Genomic DNA, 18,424 nt, shown 5'->3' with positions numbered 1-18,424 from the left:
TGTTTTGTAGAAGTTATATCTAAAAGTCTCGCTGAGTATTTGGTGCGGAGCCTGTGAGGTTTATAAGTATCAGCGCACCAGATAAGCTACATCTACTTTATCCATTATTTATCATCGATCTCTAACTCCGTCTGCTTTACTAGCACCGCATACGAACTTGGCACGATTCCCTTACCGTATCGCTTCGCGTAATTTTTGGTAAACTCGGCGCCGAAGTAGAGTATGGCAGCAGCATAGTAGACGAAAGCAAGTAGGATGATGACAGAGCCGGCAGCGCCGTATGAACTGGCCGTAGCATTATTAGTCAGGTAATAGGATATAAGAGATTTCCCTAATAAGAAGAGCAATGTGGTGAAGATGGCACCCCAAAGAATATCGCGAAAGCGGACTTTTGCATCTGGCAAAAGGGCGAAAATAGAACCGAACAGCGTCGTGATAACTAAGAAAGAAACGGCGGAATTAACCATACCAATCAACTGTATGTCAAGGTCTGGTAGGTATCTCACCGTGTAATTCATCAGCACGCCGATAATACTGCTAAGGATCAGGGATGTCATCAATAAAAAGCCAAGGCCGATGATCATGGAAAAAGAGATCAACCGGTCGAAGATAATTTTCAGCCAGCCCTTTTTTGGCTTAGCTTTCACTCGCCAAATCTCGTTTATGGAGTTTTGGATATCGACGAAGATCGTCGTCGACGAAAATATCAATGCGCCAATACCCACATAGACCCCGATGCTGTTTCTGCTCTCGAAAGATATGCGTTTGATAGCGGAATCTAACATGTTGGCAATATCATTTCCGAACAATTGGTTCAGCTCCCCCATGATCTCATCGCGGGCACCAGTAGGGCTATCCAACTGGCTGCCGTAAAAAAAACCAAGTGCCCAGATCAATATAAGCACAAGTGGGCCTATCGAGAATACGGTGTAATAGGCTAAGGACGCACTTTTTTTTAAACATTTGTCATCTAAAAAATCGTTTACAGTATCAAATAACAGAAGGCCAAAACCTTTTAATTTTTGGCCAATTGTCTCTTTTTCCATATGATTAATGTTCTTCGTATATTTTGTTAATGATCGACTCTGTGTTTTTAAGGATCACTTTCCGTTTCAAACTTAATTTTGGAGTAAGCTCGCCGCCGTCAATCGTCCACTCTTTTGGCAATAGTTTAAATTTTTTGACTTTTTCCCATTGTCCGAAATCGTTATTCAAGCGTTCAATCTCTTTCTGATATTTGTCAACGACATCGGCATTTTCAATGAGTTCGTCTTTCGAATTGAATGCTATTCCTTTGTGCTTTGCCCATTTTTCTAGCTCTTCGAACGCGGGCACGATCAGCGCCGCTGGAAAACGTTGATTTTCTCCGACCACCATTACCTGCGCGATAAGCGTAGATTCCATAAACTTATTCTCGAGCGCTTGCGGTGCTACGTACTTCCCACCGGCGGTCTTAAACATTTCTTTTTTTCTATCGGTGATTTTCAAAAAGCCATCCTTAGTAAGTTCGCCGATATCTCCTGTATGGAAAAAGCCTTGCTCATCAATTGCTTCTTTCGTGGCTTCTTCGTTCTTAAAATATCCAGATGTAATGCTTGGCCCTTTTACCAGTATCTCGCCATCAGTGGCTATCTTCACCTCGAGGTTTTTCAATACGCGCCCTACAGTTCCAAATTTAACATCGGTTTCCACATGTGAATTTACCGCGATAACCGGTGAGGTTTCTGTCAGTCCGTAGCCTTCCAGCACTTTTATGCCTGCCGCCCAAAATACTCTGCCCAACCGCTCTTGAAGGGCTGCTCCGCCGGATATGATTAACTCGATGTTACCGCCCAGCGCCTCCTTCCATTTAGAGAAAATTAATTTCCGCGCTATGCCAAGCTTCAAATTATAAATAGCCCCATTTTTTGGCGGCTCCTGATAGCTATGGCCTAAATCCAATGCCCAAAAAAACAGCTTCTTTTTTATGCCGGTAAGTGCTTTGCCCTTGTCAACAATCTTGTCATAAACTTTTTCCAATACCCTCGGAACAGTAGTAAATATTTGTGGTTTCACATCATTGATATCAACGACAATGTTGTCGAGGTTTTCGGCATAATAAATCTGAATACCCTTGGAAAGGTAGAGGTACACCACCATGCGTTCGAAAATATGGCATAGGGGGAGGAAGCTTAGCGCCGTCTCAGCGTGATCGGGCACCAGATGCCCACAGGCTTCCACATTGCTTAAGATGTTGCCGTGCGTCAAAAAAACACCTTTTGGTTTACCTGTTGTTCCGGAAGTATATATTAAAGTCAGCAAATCTTCGCTATCTACCCCTGCACGTATAGGTGCTAGATCGATCTCGAGAGTTTCACCTTTATCTAGCAGCTCTTGATAACATGTTTTACCAGCTACATCATCAAAAGTATATACCTCAATATCGAGCTGGTGCTCATCCATGGCCTGGTCTATTTTCTTTGTGAGATCGGCGTTGCTAACAAATACCAATTTTGCCCCAGCATCATTTATGATATAAGAAAGGTCTTGTGCTGATAGGGTAGGGTATAAGGGGACGATAGCCACGCCCAATTGATTACAAGCGAAGTCAGTAATATTCCATTCAGGCCTATTTCCTGACATCAACGCTACCTTGTCACCTTTTTGCAGCCCCTTATCTATCAATGCTTTGCTTAAGTTGTCAACGCTCTTTACAAAATCATCTGTCCCATATTTCACCCATTTGCCATCTCGTTTTCCGGCGAGCATAGTCGACTGTGCATACTGCGATTTGTAGCGCTCAATAATATCGAATAACCTAATAAGTTTGTTCATATTCATCAAAAATTAATGGTCTATAATAGTATGTTATCGTACTACTAATATAATGTTTTACAGATGAACAAGCGAATTGTTCGAAAAAAATGTAAGTAAATGATAACAGATTTTAACTTTTCGCATGTAAAAAAAAGTACTATTTTTGAGCTACATTAAATATAATACATACATGAATAAAGCAAGTTGGCCGTTATTAACATTCGGGATCGTTCTGCTTTCTTTCGGGAAGGTTTCGGCGCAATTAGATACGCAGCACGCGGTAGGCGGACGCTTTGGAAGTGCCACCGGATTTTCCTATCGCTATACCCTAGCAGAAGATAGAGCAGTGCAAGGAATTATGAGCTTACAGAGTAATTCGAAATCTAGGCGTTTTAGGCTGGTCGGGTTGTATGAATTTCATAAACCATTGGCAGAGAATTTTTCCTGGTTCTATGGTTTCGGTGGTAGTGTAGGAAGCTCGCGCGATAAGGATGTGGTGAGAACTTGGGTTAATGAAGCAGGACAAACAGTGACTGAAAGAACGGATAACAAATCGGAGCTTGCATTAAGTATTGATGGGATTATCGGTGTAGAGTATGCGATACCAACAACCCCTTTATCGGTGTCCGTAGATTTAAAACCCTATTTTGATTTTCTACAAGAAAGCTCTATTCGTTTGATTGATCCATTTGGATTGACCATTCGTTATAAATTTTAAAAAAAATCATGCGAATATAAGAAAGCCTTCGCTATACAAAATTCTTGTATAGCGAAGGCTTTTTACAGCTTTAGGCTGTTGCGATGGCTAAGAAGCTTGTTAAGATTCGACGACGGAAAGCCATATTTTCCCCAGCACTTTTTCCTCTTCTGTCGCGTCCAGTTTAGGTTGTATATTCCAAAGCTGTTTCCCGCAGTAACGCAGCGGTGCATAAATTACGCGCGTACGCCCGTCGCGTGCAATAAGCAAGTCAACTATCTCTTCATATTGTCCTTGCACCAGTGCGAAATCTAATTCCTTACCGCTGCTGTCCAAACGGTTTCCGTTAATAGCAATAAGTTCGTCGTTGACATTTAAGCCGGCATCCCAAGCTCCGGAAGACCGCTCTACATTTTTGACAAACAGCCTACCATCTTGTTCAACAAGACGAATACCCAACGAAAGTTCTCTGTTTTCGCTATTTAGATCTACCAGCTCGTAGCCTACCTTGTTGAAGAAACTGTTGTAATCCAGTTCGACAGTGGTATGTGCGGCATCAAAAATTTCGCCGAGTTCAACGCCGGTTATTGCTTCTGCTAATTGGCGAAATTCGTCTTCTTCAAATCCTCGGCTTTCCTTCTTATAGAAAGTGTTGTATGCCTCACGTAATACATCGTCAAGTCGTTTCTTTCCATGCGTACTCGCTATGATTTGCGTATCTAAGGCAGCAGCTAGCATCGCCCCCTTATTATAATAGGATATGCTGCTGTTTATAGAATTTTCATCCGGCCGGTATTGTTTAATCCAGGTATCGAAACTGGCCTGGGCAGCGGACTGTATGCGATGGCCTGCTCTATTGTAGACTAAATTAAATTCATTCGCTAAGGCGTTGAGGTATTCTTTAACAGAAAAGAATCCACAACGGCGAATAATAAGATTATCATAATATGCGGTGAAACCTTCCATTATCCAAAGGCCCACCGTATAATTCTCTTCCGCGTAATTAAACGGTCCGAGTGCTTTCGGTCGAAGGCGCTTTACGTTCCATAAATGGAAATACTCATGCGCCGCCAGGCTCAGAAAATTTTTGTAGGAAGCTTCTATTTTATAAGAGTTTCTACTCGTTGCTAGTACGGTAGAATTTAAATGTTCAAGACCGCCGCTACCTGCATTATAGTTATGCGTTATGAATACATAATTGCTATTGGGATTTTCACCCCACAGTGCGGTTTCCTGCTCGATTATCTTTGTGAGATCGCTCGTCAGTTGCTGTTTATTATAAGAACCCCCGCCTACCATGGCAAATTCATGTTTCACATTTGCCGCTTCGAAATACCATATGTCTTGGTTGCCTATTTCAAGAGGCGAGTCAAAAAGTATGTCGAAATTGTCTGCGTAAAACGTATTGCTGGTTGTATCAAGCTTGGGTAGCCCTGTGGATATGTTTTTCCATTGCTCTGGCAAATGTACGGTGACCTGGCTTGGGTAATGGAGCAAGCCGTCCACGTACAAAAATGTTGCAGCTGGGCTGAGGAAAGCATGGTCTGCGTCAATGAAATTTGTACGTACCGATGCTTCAAAGCCGTAGATGCGGTAGGAAACCTTTACAGCTTCAGTAGGGTTGCCTTTGGCTACACGCCAGGTGTTTTTTGATACTTTATTGCATTGCAATGCTTGGCCGGCAGAGGTAGCGTATAGATTTTCGATGTTTCGAGAATACTCCCGCACCAAATAGGAGCCAGGCGTCCAAACCGGCATTTTCAGGTCGATATATTCGCCATCCAATTGTGGGATGACCATTTCTATTTCGACGTAGTGGGCTTGCGGTTCTTTAAAAGAAATGGAAAAGTTTATAGACAATTCAGACATGTACAGTGCTTTTATCAAATAATCCCCACAAAACTAATCTTATTCTTCGGGACATCCAACGGATAATGGAAATGGGACGAATTTTGTGTATTTTAATCATTATCTTTGGCTATAGATTATTTTAATAGTATTTATGATTTTAGTTGCCGATAGCGGATCCTCGAATTCAGACTGGATGCTTAACCTACCCGATAGTAAGCCCTTATCTTTTCGTACCAAAGGTCTGAATCCCTTTTTCGTCAATGAGAAAGAGATTGCAAAAGTGATGAAGGAAGTGCCCGAGATTTTGCCTTATGCAAATGAAATTCATGAGGTTTACTTTTTTGGAGCAGGCTGTGTTACGCCAGATCGTAGGGAAATTGTTTCCAATGCCCTTACGGAGATATTTCCAACAGCCTTTATCTCCGTGGAAAGTGATCTTTTGGGCTGTGCTTACGCGACCTGTGGCGATAAAAAAGGCTATGTATCTACCATCGGTACAGGATCGGATATCGGTTTTTTTGATGGTGAACATTTGACGACGGGCGTTCATGGTATAGGCTACGTGCTGGGCGATGAGGGGTCTGGAGCGTGGTTTGGCAAACAGCTGATCACCGCCTTTCTTTACGACAAAATGCCGAAAGACCTGATGAAAAAATTTTCCGAAAAATACCGCCTCAATAAAGACATCGTTATCAAGAATGTGTATCAGCGTGATCGTCCAAACGCTTACCTAGCGTCTTTTGCCGAGTTTATGAGCGATAATCGATTGCATCCCTATATTGATACACTTCTTCGCAATGGTTTTGACGAGTTTTTACGGACAAACGTGATGACATACCCGGACTATTGGGAACATAAGGTACACTTTGTCGGACGCATCGCTTACCATTTCGATTTGCAATTGCGGGAGGTATGCGAAGTGCTAGGCGTGAAGATGGGAGCGATTTTGAAGAGTCCGATGGAACATTTGTTCCATTTTATTGTTGATAGAGAAACGAAGTTGATACAAGAATAATAACATATGACAGTAATGAGCACAATTATGTTGCTGGTTTCCATGTTTGCACCAGCGACATCTATTTATGATTTTAAATTCACATCGATTGATGGGGATGAAGTAAACATGGCCAATTTCAAAGGAAAAAATATTCTCATCGTCAATACGGCATCCAAATGTGGGTTTACAAAGCAGTATAAAGATTTACAAGCTTTGCATGAGCAGTATGGTAAAGATCTAGTAATTATTGGATTTCCTGCAGATAACTTTGGTGGGCAAGAGCCTGGAACAAATGAAGAGATTCAGGATTTTTGCGAGAAAAATTATGGTGTAACCTTTTTATTGTCGGAGAAAGTCGATGTCAAAGGAAAGGACATAGATCCACTATTTAAGTTTCTAACGAGTGCCGAAAATGCCGACTTCACTGGTGACATTAATTGGAACTTTGAAAAGTTCTTAATTGGGAAAGACGGCAAATTGGTACATCGCTACCGATCTAAAGTGAATCCATTAGACAGCAGCATTACCTCGCAGTTGAAGTAATGCAATCTTATATTGCTAAAAAAGACTCCCTTGGGAGTCTTTTTTAGCAATGGCGGGATCATTTATAAACTAATTTTGTTAACGATAAAGGTACGCACCTTAAATAAACACAACGAGCATAGTATATTAAGCTTTTGTTAAGATTTAAGGATGCTTCTTAAAGCTTGTAATAGCAAGAGCGACAACGCGGCTCGTAAATGTCTTTCTCGCCCAGGATGACACGTTCTTCCTGTCCCGATATACGGAAAGAGTAATTAGCGGGCGCACCACATTGCATACATACCGCATGCACTTTGGTGACATGCTCCGCAATTGCCATTAAGGCGGGTATAGGGCCGAAGGGCATGCCTTTGAAGTCCATATCAAGACCTGCAACAATGACGCGAACGCCAGCATTTGCAAGTTGCACACAGACGTTTGGAAGTTCTTCATCAAAAAACTGGGCTTCATCAATTCCCACCACTTTGGTATCCGCCCTAAGCAACAGGATAGCGGACGAGTGCGAGATCGGAGTAGAAGGGATGCTGTTGCTATTATGCGATACGACGGCGCGCTCATCATAGCGGATATCAATAGCGGGCTTAAAAATCTCAACGGGCAATTTTGCAAATTGTGCACGTTTCATCCTGCGGATAAGTTCTTCCGTTTTTCCGGAAAACATCGAGCCGCAAATCACCTCGATACTTCCTACTTGGGCATTTTTCTGAATAAACGTATGTTCGGAAAACAGCATGTTGTGGTTTTATGAAAGTTGAAAAAGAGAGGCTTAAGGTATCTTAAAACTTCTACTTGAATCTGTGCTAATATCAGAATTATATCTTAAATTTGAACGAAGGAAATGAGGTCAGAGCTGGAATATGGTAGCTATCAGTTCATTTTATTTTCCACTATCCACGAACGTAATAAACAGCATGTGGACCTTAAAAATTAAATAAAGACAAAATATGGCGTATACAAAAGAATCTATTTTTTCGAAAATTGGCGAGTTGTTGTTGGAGCTTAATGACGGCTATACTGAACTGTCGGAGTCCGGCGAAGGGATTAAAGCAATTGATATATTATTGCTGGAAGCGAAAGCAAAATTTCTGACAACACACCTTGAGGTGTTAAGGCAGTTGGAATCTCCTGTGGAACAGAATACAGCAGCAGCGACAAAAGTTGGCCATGACGCATCGGAAAACGATACCGAGAAAGAGATCGTATTTACACCGCCTGTGGTCTTAAATGAGGCAGCCGATAAACAGCCCGTAGAAGAAGAGATTGAAGAAGAGCAAGCTTCTTCGGTGGAAGATTCATCACCAGCGCCTGTTGATGCGCCCAACGAAACGGAATCTTCGTCCGCAACGGAACCAAGCAGTGAGAATGATAATTCTTCGAAAAACTTATTTTCCACGCCTGAGGTTGCTGCGCATGATGAAGTGGACTCGCCAGTGTCAGTAGAAGAAAGCACACAAAAAGATAGCGCTGACCAACCATTTGAAAAGGTTACTGAAAACGAAGCTGTAGAAGCTGTAGTGAATGAAGTGATCCAAGCACCTAAGGAAATTGTAATTGAAAGCAAGCCAGTCCAAGAAGAGGTGAAGCCTAGCAGACCATTAACACTTAATGAGATGCTTCAACAGCAACGTCAAGCACAGTCAGGACTTGGCCAAGTGCATAACAACCCAATACCAACAGCAGGTGTAAAATCCGCTGAAAGCAAAGTTGTAGACCTTAAAACAGTTATCAATCTAAACGATAAACTTCTATTTATCAAAGATTTATTTAACGGGTATTCGTTAGCCTATAGTGAGGCAATAGAGCTTTTAAATCGGTATAACTCTTTTGCAGAAGCCGATGTGTTTCTGCAGACGAATTACGCGCTTAAAAATAATTGGGCTGATAAGCCACAGACAGTCGAGAAACTGTATGCCGTATTGCGGAAGAAATTTATGTAACGCAGCGAAGAAGGCTTTCGACCAATAGGTGAGAAAGCCTTTTTCTTAGGCGAGATCAAACTTTACCCAATCCTTTCCTTGATGCCCATAAATGAAATATTTGGGTTGTAATATTTCGGCACATATTTCCACATCTTCCAAAAAATCTTCTTTATTCAAACCTAGGTCGTTCTTTTGGATTATGTAGACCTGGTTAGCCAACACCGCATTCGTTCGGGCAAGGAGATCATCTTCCAGCAATACACTAAGTTCTCCATATAAACGCTCATTGTCTTGCACAATCAACAACGTTGAAGGATTGTCAAACTTTTCCTGTAGAAGACTTCCCCCAGCGATCTGCACACTATCGAGCAATTGGTCATTATAAATAGGCTCAAAACCAGACCGCTGTTCCACAATCAACACCGTGGGGCGCTGTTCTTGCGGGATAAATTTCAACTTATGGATCAGGATATTGATCTCCTCGTCGAGATACTCCGCTTCGTGAGGGGCGTTTTGCAATTTTTCTTTGTATAGATTTGTGTAGAAATTAAACTCTTCCATGCATATATATTTGACATCGCAAAGTTACATAAGCGATGTTGAAGAACCTAATCTGCGAGGTTTAATGTGTACTACTGGCACATAATTTGTAAATTGCATGATCAAATTAAGTGTATAATTATGTTCGACAAATTAATGCAGGCTCAGCAAAAGGCTGAAGAAGTTAAAAAAAGATTGGATGGAATTTCAGTTTCTGGAGAAGCAGAGGGTGGGAAAATCCGTGTAATTGCTTCGGCGAACAAGGAAATTAAAGAGGTGATCATTGATCCAGAATTTTTAGCGCAGGCAGATAAGGAAGAATTGGAAGAGCTGCTTATCGTCGCGTTAAATAAAACGCTGCAACAGGCAGAAAACGTTAGTCAGTCGGAGATGCAGGCTATGTCGCAAGACTTGCTTGGTGGCCTCGGCGGTTTAGGAAATCTATTCAACAAATAAACGAGGAAAATATGAAAGTCACCTATTATGGACAGTCTTGCGTAGAATTTGATTTTAATGGTACGAAGGTACTGTTAGATCCATTTATTACCTACAATGAGCTGGCGAAAGATATAGATGTGACGGCTATACAGCCTGACTATATTTTTTTAAGCCATTGCCACCAAGATCACGTGGCAGACCTTGTTCCTATACAAAAAAATAGTGGTGCTACAGTTGCTGCGATTGTCGAAACCGCGGCCTGGGTTAAAGCTCAAGGCATAGCGGAAGACAAGGTAATTGATTATAACTTTGGTGGAACGTTGGATTTGCCCTTTGGACGTGTAAAGATGGTGTATGCTTTACATACTAATAGCACGCCAGAAGGAGACTACGCAGGTGTACCCGTGGGCTACGTCTTCTTTGTAGGGAAAAAAAAGATATATTTTGCAGGCGATACAGGTCTGACACTCGAAATGAAACTGTTGGAAGACTTGGAACTCGATTGGGCTTTTTTGCCAATAGGCGGCCACTACACCATGGATGTTGAAGATGCAATCAAAGCGGCGCATTTTATTAATTGCAAGAATATAATAGGTATTCACTATGATACGTTTCCCCCCATCCGTATAGATCGTGTAGAAGCAAAGCAAAAGTTTGATGAACAGGGCCTGGCGTTGCATCTGCCTGCGATAGGGGCAGATATCATCCTTTAATGAAGCAGCTCGCCCGCACCACATCAGCGTTTTAACGGAGCAACATATTCATTTGTTATACAAGGGCAGAGGGTCAATTTAGTAAGGATGAATGAGCTAAGCGCTGAGATTTCTTATTTAACCCAAACGTGAAGACGTTCCCAAATACAAAGTCCCGGATTCGATAAGAATCCGGGACTTTGTATTATTTTTATTAAAATCGTCTAGCTGATGACTAGCCGTTGCTTGTCGCTCTATTGATATGAAATACAACGAGATCATCAATTGGTGAACGAAGGATCTTTCCTATCTTCATGTTGTATTGCGATGCTTTTTCCTCCAATACATTTCTGAAATTATATCCCACGGAACCGATACAGTTGAAGGTATAGTTTTGATAATCGGGGTACTTACTTACTAAATTGTTAAAAAACGCTTCGAAGGCATCTTCAACAATTTTACGCGTGTACTGTATGTTTACATTGTTATCGTATACAAATTTGCTAAAGCTAGCACAGAATCTGTTTGCAAGCGGTTTGGTGTATACATTGTCCATAATCTCATCAGGGGTAAGTTTATAGGTCTCAAAGAATAATTTCGCAACATCTTCTGGCATCAAACCACGAATGAAGTCCGTCAATAATTTTTTACCTATGAAGCTACCGCTTCCTTCGTCTCCTAATATATAAGCTGCAGAATCGATATTGTGCGTTATATCATGCCCATCATAGATACATGTATTTGTTCCTGTTCCCAATATCGCTGCAAAACCAGCCTGATTGCCAAGCAGGGCACGTGCAGCGGCTAATAGATCGTGGCCAATTTCCACTTTTGCGTTCGGGAAAACTTTCTGCATCGCAGTTTCCACGATTTTTGCTTTTTCAGCATTGTGAACGCCTGCGCCATAATAATTTACTTCATTAATTTTGTCTAAAGGCAAATCTCCCGGTAGTCCCTTCTTTAATGAATTAACAATATATTCACTATCTACAAAGTAAGGATTGTATCCCTCTGTGTTGAAGTATATTTTTTTATTTGAGTCGTCTAACAAACACCAGTTTGTTTTCGTAGACCCTCCGTCCGCAATGATAATCATTATAGATTTGGTTTTATTGTGTTATTTTGTTTGTTTTCTTACTGACTTTTAACGCTAATATCTCCTCGAAAATACATTTTTATGTTTAGAAATACGAATGTCTAAAGTGAAAAATCAGTATTTCCAAACCGCTTTACCTTTTTTTTTATACAAAAAGTGAGTTTGAATCGCTTTAAAGCCGCTTTTTATACACAAAACATTTTTCCCTGTCTTAGTGTATTTAGTACAATAACTGCTGTTTTCAACTAGTTGATATTTGCTAAATTATTTTGGTATTCTTTCTGAACGCTTGTAGCACGCTTTAGTTTGCTGTATCACATGCGTTTTTATTTTCCGGAAACAATAGGTATACGGTTTAAAAAAATAAAAAAATATGAAGAGACACAAAACATTTTTGCACGATGTTCGTTTATACTAATATCTGTTCCAGAGTTAAAAAAATATATATAATTTCTTTGAATATACAAATCTTATGTTATTTTTGTGCCAATTCTCAGATTTATCCGTTTGAGATGCTCTTATATACTTTCAATAAGTGAATCGTTAAATAAGTTTTAGCTCACCTTAGCATTTAGGTAGCATATGCTAGAATAGATCGGATAAAATCAAATTGCAATAAAAATCCTATATCTCATAATAACAAGTTAATGGATATTAATGAACTAAATACCAAACTCGTGTCGGAGTTACGCGAGATTGCAAAAGTATTGGGCATCGCTGATGTCGATAAACTACGCAAACAAGAGTTGATTGATCGCATTTCTGCTATTGCCAAGCAATCAATTCAAGAAGAACACGTAGAGGCTCCGGTAGCAGAGGAAACTGACAAGCCCAGAAAACGTGTTCGTACCTTAAAGACAGAACCTGTAGCAGTAACGAAAAGACCTGCAGGCGAAGAGTTAAGACTAGAAAGTTCCTCCACAGAAGATTTGTCAGCAAGACCCGTTGCGACGACTGAAAACGCCCCTAAAGCCGAGCCCTCATCTCCTGTGCTTCCAACAGATTTTGATAATGTTATTGTAAACGAAGGTGTTCTTGAAATTATGCCTGATGGCTATGGATTTCTTCGTTCTTCAGATTATAATTATCTGACGTCACCAGATGATATCTATGTTTCCCAGTCGCAGATCAAGTTATTTGGATTGAAAACTGGTGATAATGTTCGCGGATGTATCCGCCCACCGAAAGAAGGCGAGAAATATTTTCCGTTGGTGCGTGTAGAAGCGATCAATGGCCAAAACCCAGCCGAAATTCGTGACCGCGTGCCGTTTGATTATCTGACGCCTTTATTCCCAGATGAAAAACTTAATCTGGATCTTGGCGTAGGCAATCAATCTACACGGATTATGGATTTGTTTACACCAATAGGTAAAGGCCAACGTGGTTTAATTGTGGCACAGCCGAAAACAGGTAAGACCAACTTGCTGAAGGAAGTGGCTAATGCAATTGCAAAAAACCATCCCGAGGTGTATTTGATCATCTTGCTTATCGACGAGCGCCCGGAAGAGGTTACTGACATGGCTCGCAATGTGCGCGCGGAGGTTATCTCTTCAACATTTGACGAGCCAGCTGATCGCCACGTGAAAATTGCAAACATCGTCCTCGAAAAAGCTAAGAGAATGGTGGAATGTGGCCATGACGTAGTTATTCTTCTTGACTCTATTACACGTTTGGCGCGTGCTTATAACACTGTTGCTCCAGCATCGGGTAAAATTTTATCGGGTGGTGTTGATGCGAATGCGTTGCACAAACCTAAACGCTTCTTCGGAGCGGCGAGGAATATCGAAAACGGTGGTTCACTGACGATATTAGCGACAGCATTAACCGATACTGGATCGAAAATGGACGACGTTATCTTTGAGGAGTTCAAAGGAACAGGTAACATGGAACTTCAGTTAGATCGTAAGTTAGCAAACAAACGTATCTTCCCTGCAATTGACCTGACCGCTTCTAGTACGCGTAGGGATGATCTTTTGGTCGACAGAGATACCCTGCAACGTATGTGGGTATTGCGTAACCACCTTGCCGATATGAATTCATCAGAAGCGATGGAATTTTTACTGGCACAGATGCGTGGTACGAAATCGAACGAAGAGTTTTTGATCAGTATGAATAGCTAATTCAATCAACATTTGATATTTTTAAGCCATCTTTCGTGAGAAAGGTGGCTTAACTTTTTTTATTGCATGAAAAAACACATTCCGAATACAATAACCTGTCTAAATCTCTTTTCCGGCTGTCTTGCTGTTTTATTCGCACTCGATGAGGCCTATCTGTATATGTTTTACTGTGTCATTGCATCTGGGCTGTTCGACTTTTTTGATGGTATGCTTGCGCGGGCGCTTCACGTGAAATCTTCTATTGGCAAGGAGCTGGACTCGCTGGCAGACATGGTTAGTTTCGGCTTCCTGCCAGGCGCCGTATTATTTATGTTGCTACAATCAGCCACAACTTCTCCCTACATTCCCTACCTAGGTTTTGTTGTGACTGTTTTTTCTGCCCTTCGTCTTGCCAAATTCAATGTCGATGAGCGGCAAACTACCGATTTTATAGGCCTTAATACGCCCATGAATACATTCGTTGTTGTGTCCTTGCCTTTTATCGCTGCGGATACATCCTTTTCCTTCTCACTGATTATTCTGCTTCCTCTTATTGCGCTACTCAGCTACCTATTAGTCTCCGAGATTCGTCTTTTCAGTATGAAGCTCTCTTCGCTGGCATGGCAAGACAATAAATTTAAATATAGTTTTCTCTTAGTCGCCGTTGCCTTGCTTATTGTCCTAAAGTTTAGCGCTTTTCCGTTTATTCTACTCACTTATATTGCCTTTTCGTCTCTACATTTCGCTCAAAAGAAAGCATAGATTTGAACCGCTTGAATTTAAAGGTTCTGCAAGTATCTTGAGATTTCGGAAAGGAGGCTTGAAAATTGCTTTTTTAGGGGCGCATATAGCTTTTGTAAAGTAGCCATGTCTGCATCATTTTTCGCAGCGGTTTCCAATTCTTGAAGTTGTTCGCGAAGATGGCTGGCTCCAATATATTCCATAGTGGGTTTGATATGGTGGGCCTTACTTGATATCTCCGTCTGCTGGCCATTGCCCATCGCTTCTGTCAAAGCCGCAAAATCAACTGGTATCTGTACAAGATAGAGCTCTAAAAATTGCCTTATTAGCTCCGTATTCTGCATCATGTTTTGCTGTATTGTAAGAGGGTCGATCACCGTATATTCTTCATTCATTGGTTTAGGTTTAGTAGTTGTACGTTTAGGAGATCTTGACAGTTAGCAAGCAGGGCCTCATTGGTCAGTCTTAATACAGGATGTACAAAATTTGGAGCTACTTCTACAAGTGGTATAAGCGTGAATTTTCGCTGTGCAAGATAAGAGTGGGGTATGGTAAGCCTTGGATGATCGATAATTTCTTCGTTAAAATATAATATATCGATATCAATTACCCGTGCGCCCCATTTTTCAAGCCTGCGCCGTCCAAGTTGGTTTTCTATTTTCTGAATGGAGTCCAAAACGGCTAAAGCTGAAAATTCGGTGTTTACTACCAAAACTTGGTTGAGAAATGCTGGTTGATCCAGCAGGCCCCAGGCCTCGGAAGCATAAATACGGGAGTTCTGTTCGACTGCGCCAATTTGATATTCTATTGCGTCCACCGCGCTTTTAAGCTGGGCAAGTGGCTCCCCTAGATTAGCGCCTAAAAGTAGAAACACCTTATTCATGGCTTAAAGATAAGCCTTATCTATATAATTTTCGAATTCTTCGAAGAAAGGTTTAAATTAGGTCTTTAAAACGTAATTTATATTATGAGATCTTTTTTTAAATATGTATTAGCCACTGTGACTGGAATCAGCATTGTTGTGGTTCTTTTCTTCGCCGTGATCATCGGGCTTATCATGAGTACAGTTAGTCAGATGGGTAGCGGTAAGGAAATTGATGTTCCTTCTGATGCTGTGCTTTACGTATCGCTAAATCACGCAATCACAGAGCGCACGAGTGAAAATCCGTGGGATGGGCTTAATGTTCCTGGTTATGGTGATGTGAAATCACTAGGTCTAAACGATATTATCGGGCGGATTGCGGCTGCTAAAGACGACAGTCGTATAAAGGGAATTTATCTTAACCCAACTTATGTAAATACCGGTATGGCAAGCTTAAAGGAAATCCGCGACGCACTAACGGATTTCAAGAAGTCTGGAAAGTTTGTCGTTGCGTACAGCGATTCTTATACGCAAAAGGCCTACTATTTAGCTTCGGTAGCCGATAAAATTTACCTAAACCCGGAAGGCGGACTTGAATTTAACGGGTTGTCGAGCTCGATCGCTTTTGTGAAAGATGCCCTGCAAAAATTGGGTGTAGAAATGCAGGTTGTCAAAGTGGGTACGTATAAGTCGGCCGTAGAGCCTTTTATATTAAACGAGATGAGCGCAGCAAATAGGTTGCAGGTAACGGCATATTTGGAAAGTATGTATGGATCGTTTCTATCTAATGTTTCGGAGGGCAGAAAGATATCGGTTGATTCTTTGCGTTATATTGCGGACAATTATTTAGTTCGTAACGCAGACGACGCGGTTCGTTTAAAATTTGTGGACGGAAAGTTATATAAAGATGAATTATTGACTGAGCTTAAGAAGCGTTTGAAAGTTGAGAAAAAGAAGGATGTACCATCTATTTCGATATTGGATTACGTAGGTTCGTCAAACAAAGAGCAAAGTGGTGATCGGGTAGCGGTGGTTTATGCGTATGGAGATATTGTCGATGGTGAAGGTTCTGATAACAATATAGGTGGCGACCGTTTTTCGCGGGAGCTTCGCAAACTTCGTACAGATGATCGGGTGAAGGCTGTCGTCTTACGTGTAAATTCGCCAGGTGGTTCCGCCTTGGCTTCTGATATCATTGCCCGGGAAGTAGAGCTTATTAAAGCCGTGAAGCCTGTTGTTGTTTCTATGGGCGATTACGCGGCCTCCGGCGGCTATTACATTTCAGCACTCGCGGATTCTATCTTCGCAGAAAGAGAAACACTGACCGGATCTATCGGCGTTTTTGGATTAATACCAAATTTACAAGGTTTACTAAATAATAAACTGGGTGTCCGTTTTGATGAGGTGAAGACGGGTAAATATGCCGGTTTGATGTCGTCCCCGGATAAGCCATTGAGTGAAGAAGAAAAGGCCATTATCCAAGCGGAAGTAAATAGGATTTATGGCACCTTTACGGGTAAAGTGGCAAAAGGGCGGAGTATGACTGTTTCCGCGGTAGACAGCATCGGGCAGGGCCGCGTTTGGACCGGAAGCCAAGCACTGCAAAATGGATTAGTGGATGGGGTTGGCGACATACAGCGTGCCGTCAAATCGGCAGCAGCAAAAGCGAAGCTGAAGAATTACAGGCTTGTTTACTATCCGAACGTAAAAGATCCATTTTCATCACTTTTGGGTACGTCAAAAGAAAAAATTAGGGCGTGGATGTTGGGAGATGAGCTTGGCGAGTATCGTCAGTATATTGAACAGCTGCAAACAATTACACGTTCATCAGGTATACAGGCGCGAATGCCCTACACCATTGAAATCAGATAAATTGAAGGCGGGGATTTTCCAATTCCCGCCTTTTTTTTATATTTATAGCTTGAAATGTAACGTTCAACTTAAATTTTAAAGTACATATGAAAACTATTGATGATGTAAACTTCTCAGGTAAAAAGGCATTAATTCGGGTGGATTTTAATGTCCCTTTAGATGAGAATTTTAATATAACCGATGATAATCGGATCCAAGGGGCGGCTCCGACAATCAAGAAAATTTTGTCTGACGGTGGTTCTGTGGTATTGATGTCACACTTAGGACGCCCAAAAGACGGTCCTACCGACAAGTATTCGCTAAAGCATATCGTATCGCATCTTTCATCTGTGCTAGGTGTTGATGTTCAATTCGCGAATGATTGCATAGGGGAGGAAGCAGCTGAGAAAAGCGCTAATTTGAAGGCGGGTGAGGTGCTTTTGTTAGAAAACCTTCGCTTTTATAAAGAAGAGGAAAAAGGAGATAAGGACTTTGCTGAGAAATTAGCAAAACTTGGTGACGTGTATGTGAACGATGCTTTCGGCACGGCACACCGCGCGCATGCTTCTACCGCTATTGTAGCAGAGTTTTTCCCTGGGAATAAATTTGCTGGACAGTTGCTCGCTGCCGAAATCAATAATGCGGAGAAAGTGTTGAATAAGCCTAATCGTCCGTTTACGGCGATTATGGGCGGTGCAAAGGTGTCTGATAAAATCCAATTAATCGAGGCCTTGCTGGATAAGGTTGACAATCTCATTATTGGCGGGGGTATGGCTTACACGTTTATTAAAGCCCGTGGGGGTGAAATTGGTAAATCGTTGGTCGAGAATGATAAATTGGACCTTGCGAATGAGTTGGTTAAAAAAGCGGATGAAAAAGGTGTAAACTTGGTACTGCCTACAGATGCACAAATTGCGGATAAGTTTGCCGAAGATTCGCCTACCTATGACGGGCCGAATGACGCTATCCCGGCAGATAAGGAAGGACTTGATATTGGCCCAGAATCTTCCGCGCATTTCGCGGAAGTAATAGGTGCATCAAATACGCTGCTTTGGAACGGACCCATGGGCGTATTCGAATTCGATACCTTTGCAAAAGGAACAAAGGCTGTTGCTGATGCAGTAGTTGCCGCTACAGAGCGTGGCGCGTTTTCCTTAATAGGCGGTGGTGATTCTGCGGCAGCCGTTTCAAAGTTTGGAATGACTGAGCATGTGAGCTACGTAAGCACGGGCGGCGGTGCGTTGCTAGAGTATATGGAAGGCAAAGCTTTGCCAGGCGTTCAGGCATTGAACGACTAATTTT

General features: G+C 41.7%; 18 protein-coding genes. 10 read left to right on the top strand and 8 right to left on the bottom strand.

What is annotated here, in order from left to right; translation table 11 throughout:
- Positions 1-104: 104 nt before the first annotated feature.
- Entirely contained in the window at positions 105-1,046 is a 942-nt protein-coding gene (locus DI53_RS02180) for a YihY/virulence factor BrkB family protein (RefSeq protein ID WP_071790447.1), read from the bottom strand.
- A 4-nt stretch (positions 1,047-1,050) separates the two neighbouring features.
- A complete protein-coding gene (locus tag DI53_RS02175; protein WP_037494843.1) occupies positions 1,051-2,814 on the bottom strand; it encodes an AMP-dependent synthetase/ligase in 1,764 nt (587 codons plus the stop codon).
- A 172-nt stretch (positions 2,815-2,986) separates the two neighbouring features.
- Between DI53_RS02175 and DI53_RS02170 the strand changes: the two genes are divergently transcribed.
- Positions 2,987-3,514 (top strand): hypothetical protein, encoded by a 528-nt coding sequence (locus DI53_RS02170; RefSeq protein WP_037494842.1) that lies wholly within the window; start codon positions 2,987-2,989, stop codon positions 3,512-3,514.
- Positions 3,515-3,613: 99 nt separating this feature from the next.
- On the opposite strand, the gene DI53_RS02165 is transcribed toward DI53_RS02170, so the two are convergent.
- Positions 3,614-5,362 (bottom strand): M61 family metallopeptidase, encoded by a 1,749-nt coding sequence (locus DI53_RS02165; RefSeq protein ID WP_037494840.1) that lies wholly within the window; start codon positions 5,360-5,362, stop codon positions 3,614-3,616.
- A 133-nt stretch (positions 5,363-5,495) separates the two neighbouring features.
- On the opposite strand from DI53_RS02165, the gene DI53_RS02160 reads away from it, so the two are divergent.
- Together DI53_RS02160 and DI53_RS02155 are read left to right on the top strand one after the other, a co-directional pair.
- Entirely contained in the window at positions 5,496-6,359 is an 864-nt protein-coding gene (locus DI53_RS02160; protein ID WP_037494838.1) for an N-acetylglucosamine kinase, read from the top strand.
- A gap of 15 nt (positions 6,360-6,374) precedes the next feature.
- Complete coding sequence (locus DI53_RS02155) at positions 6,375-6,884, top strand: glutathione peroxidase (protein ID WP_037494836.1); 510 nt, start codon at positions 6,375-6,377, stop codon at positions 6,882-6,884.
- Positions 6,885-7,041: 157 nt separating this feature from the next.
- Here the strand turns inward: DI53_RS02155 and DI53_RS02150 are convergent, their stop codons facing one another.
- Complete coding sequence (locus DI53_RS02150) at positions 7,042-7,617, bottom strand: thymidine kinase (RefSeq protein ID WP_037494835.1); 576 nt, start codon at positions 7,615-7,617, stop codon at positions 7,042-7,044.
- Positions 7,618-7,828: 211 nt separating this feature from the next.
- On the opposite strand from DI53_RS02150, the gene DI53_RS02145 reads away from it, so the two are divergent.
- A complete protein-coding gene (locus DI53_RS02145; protein ID WP_037494833.1) occupies positions 7,829-8,821 on the top strand; it encodes a hypothetical protein in 993 nt (330 codons plus the stop codon).
- Between the two features lie 45 nt (positions 8,822-8,866).
- Here the strand turns inward: DI53_RS02145 and DI53_RS02140 are convergent, their stop codons facing one another.
- Positions 8,867-9,364, bottom strand: a complete 498-nt coding sequence (locus DI53_RS02140) for a hypothetical protein (protein ID WP_037494831.1) — start codon at positions 9,362-9,364, stop codon at positions 8,867-8,869.
- A 120-nt stretch (positions 9,365-9,484) separates the two neighbouring features.
- Here DI53_RS02140 and DI53_RS02135 point away from each other — a divergent pair, with 120 nt between their 5' ends.
- Both DI53_RS02135 and DI53_RS02130 read left to right on the top strand, forming a co-directional pair.
- Complete coding sequence (locus tag DI53_RS02135; RefSeq protein WP_037494830.1) at positions 9,485-9,799, top strand: YbaB/EbfC family nucleoid-associated protein; 315 nt, start codon at positions 9,485-9,487, stop codon at positions 9,797-9,799.
- Positions 9,800-9,810: 11 nt separating this feature from the next.
- Entirely contained in the window at positions 9,811-10,494 is a 684-nt protein-coding gene (locus tag DI53_RS02130) for a metal-dependent hydrolase (RefSeq protein WP_037494829.1), read from the top strand.
- A gap of 214 nt (positions 10,495-10,708) precedes the next feature.
- On the opposite strand, the gene DI53_RS02125 is transcribed toward DI53_RS02130, so the two are convergent.
- Positions 10,709-11,569, bottom strand: a complete 861-nt coding sequence (locus tag DI53_RS02125; RefSeq protein WP_037494828.1) for an N-acetylglucosamine kinase — start codon at positions 11,567-11,569, stop codon at positions 10,709-10,711.
- A 647-nt stretch (positions 11,570-12,216) separates the two neighbouring features.
- Between DI53_RS02125 and rho the strand changes: the two genes are divergently transcribed.
- Both rho and DI53_RS02115 read left to right on the top strand, forming a co-directional pair.
- Entirely contained in the window at positions 12,217-13,689 is a 1,473-nt protein-coding gene (gene rho, locus DI53_RS02120) for a transcription termination factor Rho (RefSeq protein WP_037494827.1), read from the top strand.
- A gap of 66 nt (positions 13,690-13,755) precedes the next feature.
- Entirely contained in the window at positions 13,756-14,430 is a 675-nt protein-coding gene (locus tag DI53_RS02115; RefSeq protein WP_037494826.1) for a CDP-alcohol phosphatidyltransferase family protein, read from the top strand.
- Between the two features lie 17 nt (positions 14,431-14,447).
- On the opposite strand, the gene DI53_RS02110 is transcribed toward DI53_RS02115, so the two are convergent.
- Positions 14,448-14,804: an Hpt domain-containing protein gene (locus tag DI53_RS02110; protein ID WP_052071970.1), complete on the bottom strand. Its 357-nt coding sequence runs from the start codon at positions 14,802-14,804 to the stop codon at positions 14,448-14,450.
- The gene (gene folK, locus DI53_RS02105; protein ID WP_037494824.1) at positions 14,801-15,292 is read right to left on the bottom strand and encodes a 2-amino-4-hydroxy-6-hydroxymethyldihydropteridine diphosphokinase; all 492 of its coding nucleotides are present in this window, start codon (positions 15,290-15,292) and stop codon (positions 14,801-14,803) included. Before folK ends, DI53_RS02110 begins: the two co-directional genes overlap by 4 nt.
- 84 nt (positions 15,293-15,376) lie before the next feature.
- Here folK and sppA point away from each other — a divergent pair, with 84 nt between their 5' ends.
- Together sppA and DI53_RS02095 are read left to right on the top strand one after the other, a co-directional pair.
- Positions 15,377-17,143, top strand: coding sequence for a signal peptide peptidase SppA (sppA, locus tag DI53_RS02100; RefSeq protein ID WP_037494822.1), 1,767 nt, complete (start codon positions 15,377-15,379; stop codon positions 17,141-17,143).
- 86 nt (positions 17,144-17,229) lie between these two features.
- Positions 17,230-18,420 (top strand): phosphoglycerate kinase, encoded by a 1,191-nt coding sequence (locus tag DI53_RS02095; protein ID WP_037494820.1) that lies wholly within the window; start codon positions 17,230-17,232, stop codon positions 18,418-18,420.
- Positions 18,421-18,424: the final 4 nt, after the last annotated feature.

It is taken from the genome of Sphingobacterium deserti (assembly GCF_000757725.1).
GTDB lineage: Bacteria > Bacteroidota > Bacteroidia > Sphingobacteriales > Sphingobacteriaceae > Sphingobacterium > Sphingobacterium deserti.
This window is presented reverse-complemented; position numbering and strand designations above follow the sequence as displayed.

Coding starts and splice junctions, on each gene's coding strand:
- DI53_RS02180 (WP_071790447.1), bottom strand. CDS start 1,046: ATGGAAAAAGAGACAATTGGCCAAAAATTAAAAGGTTTTGGCCTTCTG.
- DI53_RS02175 (WP_037494843.1), bottom strand. CDS start 2,814: ATGAACAAACTTATTAGGTTATTCGATATTATTGAGCGCTACAAATCG.
- DI53_RS02170 (WP_037494842.1), top strand. CDS start 2,987: ATGAATAAAGCAAGTTGGCCGTTATTAACATTCGGGATCGTTCTGCTT.
- DI53_RS02165 (WP_037494840.1), bottom strand. CDS start 5,362: ATGTCTGAATTGTCTATAAACTTTTCCATTTCTTTTAAAGAACCGCAA.
- DI53_RS02160 (WP_037494838.1), top strand. CDS start 5,496: ATGATTTTAGTTGCCGATAGCGGATCCTCGAATTCAGACTGGATGCTT.
- DI53_RS02155 (WP_037494836.1), top strand. CDS start 6,375: ATGAGCACAATTATGTTGCTGGTTTCCATGTTTGCACCAGCGACATCT.
- DI53_RS02150 (WP_037494835.1), bottom strand. CDS start 7,617: ATGCTGTTTTCCGAACATACGTTTATTCAGAAAAATGCCCAAGTAGGA.
- DI53_RS02145 (WP_037494833.1), top strand. CDS start 7,829: ATGGCGTATACAAAAGAATCTATTTTTTCGAAAATTGGCGAGTTGTTG.
- DI53_RS02140 (WP_037494831.1), bottom strand. CDS start 9,364: ATGGAAGAGTTTAATTTCTACACAAATCTATACAAAGAAAAATTGCAA.
- DI53_RS02135 (WP_037494830.1), top strand. CDS start 9,485: ATGTTCGACAAATTAATGCAGGCTCAGCAAAAGGCTGAAGAAGTTAAA.
- DI53_RS02130 (WP_037494829.1), top strand. CDS start 9,811: ATGAAAGTCACCTATTATGGACAGTCTTGCGTAGAATTTGATTTTAAT.
- DI53_RS02125 (WP_037494828.1), bottom strand. CDS start 11,569: ATGATTATCATTGCGGACGGAGGGTCTACGAAAACAAACTGGTGTTTG.
- rho (WP_037494827.1), top strand. CDS start 12,217: ATGGATATTAATGAACTAAATACCAAACTCGTGTCGGAGTTACGCGAG.
- DI53_RS02115 (WP_037494826.1), top strand. CDS start 13,756: ATGAAAAAACACATTCCGAATACAATAACCTGTCTAAATCTCTTTTCC.
- DI53_RS02110 (WP_052071970.1), bottom strand. CDS start 14,804: ATGAATGAAGAATATACGGTGATCGACCCTCTTACAATACAGCAAAAC.
- folK (WP_037494824.1), bottom strand. CDS start 15,292: ATGAATAAGGTGTTTCTACTTTTAGGCGCTAATCTAGGGGAGCCACTT.
- sppA (WP_037494822.1), top strand. CDS start 15,377: ATGAGATCTTTTTTTAAATATGTATTAGCCACTGTGACTGGAATCAGC.
- DI53_RS02095 (WP_037494820.1), top strand. CDS start 17,230: ATGAAAACTATTGATGATGTAAACTTCTCAGGTAAAAAGGCATTAATT.